This window comes from Arthrobacter sp. Soil_N43, from assembly GCF_057655195.1.
Map to the genome: position 1 here is coordinate 1 of NZ_JBDGML010000074.1, position 6,105 is coordinate 6,105.

7 protein-coding genes and 2 pseudogenes are annotated in these 6,105 nt (G+C 64.5%); 6 read left to right on the plus strand and 3 right to left on the minus strand.

Annotated features, from left to right (window positions below):
* The 3 genes and pseudogenes from AC3A3W_RS08035 to AC3A3W_RS08045 form a co-directional block, all read left to right on the plus strand.
* Positions 1 to 201, plus strand: a pseudogene (locus tag AC3A3W_RS08035) (ABC transporter permease); the annotation flags it as partial.
* Between the two features lie 2 nt (positions 202 to 203).
* Positions 204 to 938, plus strand: a complete 735-nt coding sequence (locus tag AC3A3W_RS08040; protein ID WP_487441766.1) for an ABC transporter ATP-binding protein — start codon at positions 204 to 206, stop codon at positions 936 to 938.
* 141 nt (positions 939 to 1,079) lie between these two features.
* Positions 1,080 to 2,150, plus strand: coding sequence for a Gfo/Idh/MocA family protein (locus tag AC3A3W_RS08045; protein ID WP_487441768.1), 1,071 nt, complete (start codon positions 1,080 to 1,082; stop codon positions 2,148 to 2,150).
* Here AC3A3W_RS08045 and AC3A3W_RS08050 read toward each other — a convergent pair.
* A complete protein-coding gene (locus tag AC3A3W_RS08050) occupies positions 2,129 to 2,662 on the minus strand; it encodes a GNAT family N-acetyltransferase (RefSeq protein ID WP_487441769.1) in 534 nt (177 codons plus the stop codon). The two genes, AC3A3W_RS08045 and AC3A3W_RS08050, sit on opposite strands and share 22 nt — an antisense overlap.
* A 369-nt stretch (positions 2,663 to 3,031) precedes the next feature.
* Between AC3A3W_RS08050 and AC3A3W_RS08055 the strand changes: the two genes are divergently transcribed.
* A complete protein-coding gene (locus AC3A3W_RS08055; RefSeq protein ID WP_487441770.1) occupies positions 3,032 to 3,277 on the plus strand; it encodes a DUF4190 domain-containing protein in 246 nt (81 codons plus the stop codon).
* A gap of 21 nt (positions 3,278 to 3,298) precedes the next feature.
* Here the strand turns inward: AC3A3W_RS08055 and AC3A3W_RS08060 are convergent, their stop codons facing one another.
* Complete coding sequence (locus AC3A3W_RS08060; protein ID WP_487441772.1) at positions 3,299 to 3,700, minus strand: hypothetical protein; 402 nt, start codon at positions 3,698 to 3,700, stop codon at positions 3,299 to 3,301.
* A gap of 20 nt (positions 3,701 to 3,720) precedes the next feature.
* On the minus strand, positions 3,721 to 4,095 hold the full coding sequence (locus AC3A3W_RS08065) for a PxKF domain-containing protein (protein WP_487441776.1): 375 nt from the start codon (positions 4,093 to 4,095) through the stop codon (positions 3,721 to 3,723).
* 472 nt (positions 4,096 to 4,567) lie between these two features.
* Between AC3A3W_RS08065 and AC3A3W_RS08070 the strand changes: the two genes are divergently transcribed.
* Positions 4,568 to 5,419, plus strand: coding sequence for a hypothetical protein (locus AC3A3W_RS08070; protein WP_487441774.1), 852 nt, complete (start codon positions 4,568 to 4,570; stop codon positions 5,417 to 5,419).
* Between the two features lie 90 nt (positions 5,420 to 5,509).
* Positions 5,510 to 6,105: pseudogene (locus AC3A3W_RS08075) on the plus strand (hypothetical protein); the annotation flags it as partial.

Sequence of the window (6,105 nt, forward strand, 5' to 3'; positions counted from 1 at the left end):
GGCTTCCCCGGCGGCGGCGTCCCCGGCGGAGGCCCGTTGGGCGGCGCCTCCCAGCTCCTGACTTCCGTCACGGCGAGCGCCTCCCCCGGCGTGATCGCCGCCGGCATCGCCGCGGTGTTCGGCGTCGCCATCATCGGAGCCCTGGTTCCGGCCCTGCTTACCGCCCACATCCGTCCCATCGAAGTCCTCCGAGGAGAATAGCCATGATTGAAGTCAAGAACCTCGTCCGCACGTTCAAGACCGGGGACCGCACCATCAAGCCGGTCAACGGCGTCAGCTTCGGACTGGAGCAGGGAACGCTGGCCTCCATCGTCGGGAAGAGCGGCAGCGGCAAAAGCACCCTGTTGTCCCTTCTCGGCGCCTTGGACAAACCCACCAGCGGAGACGTCGTCGTCAACGGCGTCAGCCTGGCAGCGATGCCGGACGGCAAGCTGACGGAGTACCGGCGCCGGGACATCGGCTTCGTGTTCCAGCAGTTCAACCTGATCCCCAACCTCTCGGCTCTGGACAACGTGATGCTTCCCATGGAGTTCGCGGGCGTGCGGAAGCCGGTGCGGGACCAGCGCGCACGCGAGCTCCTCCAGCAGGTGCAGCTCGACCCGGAGAAGCATGGCCGCCGCGTCAACCGTCTCTCCGGCGGCGAGCAGCAGCGCGTTGCCATCGCCCGGGCCTTGGCCAACGAGCCCAAGCTGATCCTTGCTGACGAGCCCACGGGCAACCTGGACGAGCAGACCGGCGAGCACATCATCGAACTCCTCAGCTCGCTCAGCAGGGACCACAACACTACGATCCTCGTGGTCACGCACGACCGCCAGCTCGCCAACAAAACCGACCGACGCTTCAGGCTGCAGCAGGGCAGGCTGACCGAGGAACCCGCCCGTGTCCGCGCAGGGGCGGCTGCAGGGCTGGATGCCGGAGTCGGCGCCGCCGCGGTGTAGGTTCCGGCGGTGTAGCTTCCGGCGGCAGGTGCGGGCAGGCTCAAGACCCTCCCGCACTTCCCGCCGCCCACTCCCAAACCCTCCCGCACTTCCCGTGCGAATTGCCGCAGCGCTCCCCCCGGCGGGTGAGAGGATGGCGTCATGACTTTGCCCATCGCCACGCCATGGCTTTTCAGCCAGTCCAACCAGGATCCCCGTGCCGCTACCGGTGCTGCGTTGCGCTGGGGAGTGATCGCCACCGGCAGGATCGCCTCACTGGTCTCCCGGGATCTGGCACTGCTCAGTGACGCCGAGCTGTACGCCGTCAGTTCACGCCGGCAGGAGGCAGCGGAGGCGTTTGCCGCGGAGTTCGGCTTCTCCAGGGCGTACGGGGACGACGGCGGCCAGCAGGGCTACCAGCGGCTCCTCGCCGACGACGCGGTGGACGTTGTGTATGTGGCGACGCCTCACGCCCAGCATCACCAGATGGTGCTGGCTGCCCTCAATGCGGGAAAGCACGTCCTCTGCGAAAAGGCCTTCACCATCAATGCCCGCGAGGCCGCCGAGCTCATAGCCGTAGCCCGCGACAAGAACCTGTTCCTGATGGAAGCCGTCTGGAGCCGCTTCCTCCCGAGCATGCAGCGGGCTTTTGAAATCGCACGGTCTGGCGAACTCGGCACGGTGCAGTGGGTCACAGCGGATCTCGGCTTCCCGGCACCCTACTCCCCCACAGCGCGTCTGTGGGCGGTCAAGGACGGCGGCGGGGCACTCCTCGATCTGACCGTCTACCCCCTGCTGTGGGCTTTGGGCACGCTGGGGTTTCCACAGGCCGTCAGTGCCACAGGCGCGCTTAATGAAGACGGCGTGGACGCCCAGAACGCATTGACCCTGGAATATCACCACGGAGCGCAGGCACAACTGACCTCTTCCCTGCTGGCCTACGGCCCGCGCGCCGCCACCGTGGCCGGAAGCCTGGGCTATCTTCAATCGCTGGGCTCCATTAACAACCCCAGGCAACTCGTTGTCGGAATCGGGCGCGAACCGCTCCGCACAGAGCACTTCGATATAGCGGGCTTGGGCTACACCTACGAGCTTCGCGAGGTGACGCGCTGCATCCAGCAGGGTCTGACCGAAAGCCCGGTCATGCCGCTGGAAGACTCATTGAACACCATGCGGCTTTTCGACGGCGTCCGGGCGCAACTGGGCGTCAGCTACCCCAACGATGCGCACTGACCCTGTCCTTCGAGGTCCTTTTTCATGACGACTCGCGGCCATGCGTCCAGGCCATGGGCACGCTCTGACTGCACGATCTGACACAGACCGTCCGGCCACTGGTGTTCCGGCACCGGTTGGAATCCCAGGCGGGCGTAGTAGGGCGCGTTCCAAGGGACACTTTCGAAGGTTGTCAGGGTCATCCCCTTGAGTCCGCGAGCCGCCGCCCAGCGACCGGCTTTGTCGATGAGTCTTCGGCCAAGTCCCTGCCGCGCATGAAGCGGGTGGACGGTCACCTGCTCGATATGGGCAAACGCATTGACCACGTCTACCAGGATGTAGGCCACCGCCTGGTCACCGTAATCGGCGGCAACCCATGCCCTGGCATCTTGCTGATAGACGGCCAAGGCTTCCAGTCTGGGTGGCGCATCATCAGCAACGGCACCCATGTTGAGGGTACGGAATGCTTCGCCGGCTGCGACTTCGATGTCGCGCATTCTCGGGAGGTCTTCTGCTCTTGCTTCCCTGATCATGCGCCCAGTCAATCAGATGTCGTCCTCTAAGGCTTGGGTCCACGATTGATCGCAGCGGGTGACCGACGCCGACACGGTGAGATGATGTTCCGGCCGAACCTGGAGCCGAAGCCAACCGGGGCATCCTAGTCAATTCCCTGTTGAATGAGCATGTTGATGCGGTTCAGGAGGGTATGTGTGGTGCACGACTGAGGCGCCAGGCCCCTTTCCACAGGTTTATGGTGGGCCCAGGTAAAATCCCTGCTGACCGGGGGTACAGGGGCCCCGGCGAACCTGATACCTCGTGGCCTCTAAGCACCTTGGCGGGCGACCGGCTTGGGACATGGAAGGCATCACGGATGAGCACTCCTCAGCAGAAGGCGCCCCACCATGCCCCAGGGCGAAGAACCTGCGACGGTCAGGTTCAACATCCTTTCCATCACTGCATTTGTCTCATCCTTCCTTGTGGGGGTGACGGGCGTCATCTTGGGTCTCGTCGCACTGAACCAGATCAAGAACACAAGTGAGCGCGGCCGCGGGTTTGCGATCGCCGCTCTGGTCATAGGCTGCGTCTACATGGTCATCCTCGCGTACATCACCATCGGCCTCTTTTCGTCAGAGGGCCGCACCACCTGATACTCGTGAGGCGCCCCTCTATCAGGTGCGGCGGTAGCCGCGATCCACCATTCCGCCGATGACTCCTGCGATCGCTCCAGGCAAGGCCACAACGGCAACGATGTGCCGCAGCAGGCTATAAGGCCACACGAGGGCTACTCCCCCGATCAGGATGGCGGGCGCCGCCACACAGGCTGTTACCCAGTGGGGGTGGCCCCGCAGGAACGACCAAAATGCAGCTGCGAACGAGGCTGCGGAACCGGCTAGCAGGTAAAGGCTTCCTACTCGTGCGTCCTCTACAAATTCCGGTATCGCCGTATATCCGAAGAACGTGGAACGCAGCAGGCCGATAACCATCAGGACAATGGATGAGAAGACCAAGATCGACCAGAGGATGACTCCGGGCCAGCCTCGACGGCGGACTGGGGCATGTTCTTGGCTCATGGCCGGGGCTCCTTTCCACGTCACCGGAGGAACTTGAACATCGTCTCGTGGGAGCTGCCATCATTCAGCTTCATGTCGAACGACCGACACGTTCCGGACCAGCTGCCCTCAGTCTTCCACACGTAGTTGTACGTCTGGGCGGCCGCGTCGTAGCTCAGGGTGCCGGCCCCTGGAGCCGAAGTAGGCTCCACTGCACTTACGGGCGTGTTGGCCGGGCACTCGACGCGGACGGACGTGGGAGATCCTGACTTCAAAATGTTGAGCCCGTAGTCGCCGCAAAGGGTGAACTTCATCGGCACAGCACGGCCTGCCTTGACCATTGCCAGCCGCGTGGCTCCGTTCGGGATCAGGCATGCCGCACAGCTTCGACACGCTCGAAAATTGTCAGGGAACATAAAGGGGGCCGACACGGCTTATGTTGCCGCCCGGGGGCATCGCTGACGGGCCTCAACACCACTACATTTGGTCAGTTTTACGACGACGGCGGGAAACCGCCCCGTCGATTCGATGGATTTATATTCTTCCAACACTGGACTCTGCCTTTCAACGAGGCATACGCTGTAAAAGATCGTCAGATTGTTCGCAAGCCGGGGGGTGTCGAGCATGGCCAGCAGTGCATTGTCTTGGTCCGCGCTCCGCCCCTTGCGTCCGATTCTCATTGCGGGCGCGGCAGCCGTAGCTTGGCTTTCCTTTGCAGCCCCGTCCGCTGAAGCAAGTCCTCAGCAAAACCAGGACTCCCTGCTCGGCGGGATCGCTTCCACGGTTTCTTCGACACTCGACAGCGAGGCCCACACTGCCGGCGTCCCTCCGACGGTACAGAAGACTATTCATTCCCTGACGGCACAGCCTGCCAGACATCCGAGTGCCGTGACCGTTCCGGCCCCCGTCCCTGCCCCCATTCCACAGCCCCAGCAGGATCCGGCGAGTTCTGCTCCTACGGCAGCGCCGCACGCCCTACCCCCGCTGGTGAAGGACCTCGCCGCCGCCCCGCTGGAAGCAGCAGTGAATACCCTGCCGTCCGCCAATGTGGTCCCGACCGGCGCTGCGACGCAGCTGACTGCCCCGGTGACCGCATTGGCGGACAAAGCAGTTGGTGGCATTGCGGAGACCGTCACAGGATCCGTAGTTCGGCCGGTCGCTGATGCGGCACCTGCCTTGGAAGCGCCGCTCGAATCCATTACCGATGTGCTCGCAGAGACGCCGCCGCTCGCGGCGCCGGCCCTTGCACCTATCGTGGAGGTCGTTGAGAACCTCGCCACGCCGCACGTGTCCGACGTCGTTCTGCCGCTGCCCGCGCCGCTCGCCGCAGTCACGGGATCCGCTTCCTCGGACAGCGCCGACAGTGTCCGTGTTTCCAACGGGCCCTCCCAGGTCTTGGTTCCGGCACCCGATGGAATCCCCGGCCTAAGGCTATCGCCGCATTCGGCTGTCCTGCCTTCGTTGGTCCCCACCAGAGCTTCCCAGTCCTCGCCCGGCATGTCCGCAGGAGGAGGACTGCCTACCGAGGGCGAGGTGGACCCGCCGGGCGCACCGCACCCGACTCCGCCTGCAGGATCCGGAGCGGGTAACGGCCAATCTCCCGGCGGGCCCTCTCCTTCTGCCGCCTGGCTGACCAACCCGTTCGACTACCTTCCGCTGATGGGCCTTGTGCCTGCCAGTGGCCCGCTTCAGCATCTCCCCTCACCGGTGGCTATCGACCCCGGTTCCTCTCCTGACTAGTTGGGCCCTTTCTGCCATCCATTGTGCAGAAATACGGCCAATTTCGGGCCGCTTTGAGCGCCCGACAACAACTCTTCAGGAGACATCAAAATGCATCAGAAACTTCGCAGGGGCCTTCTAGGCACCTTCTTTGCCGGAGGTCTATTGGCCCTCGGCGCCACAGCGGCCAACGCGGACACGACCGTTACCGGCACTGTGGCCGTAGAATCCGAGTCCGTTTCGGCGGACGTCATTGCTTCGACGTCGTTGGGCCTGCTGGGTGGTCCAACGACGTCGGGGTCGTCCGAAATTACGGCCGTCGCCGAGGTCAATCTCGGCAACGCCGCCGGCGCCCCAACAGGTACCGGAACCACCGCGGCCGCCGCACTCGTTGACGTGAACCTCGGCAACACCGGCACCGCCACGGGCAACGGCACCACCGCCGACGCCCTCGTCGACGTCAACCTCGGCAACACCGCAGGCAACGGCACCACCGCCGACGCCCTCGTCGACGTCAACCTCGGCAACACCGCAGGCACCGGAACCGCCACGGGCAACGGCACCACCGCCGACGCCCTCGTCGACGTCAACCTCGGCAACACCGCAGGCACCGGAACCGCCACGGGCAACGGCACCACCGCCGACGCCCTCGTTGACGTGAACCTCGGCAACACCGGCACCGCCACGGGCAACGGCACCACCGCCGA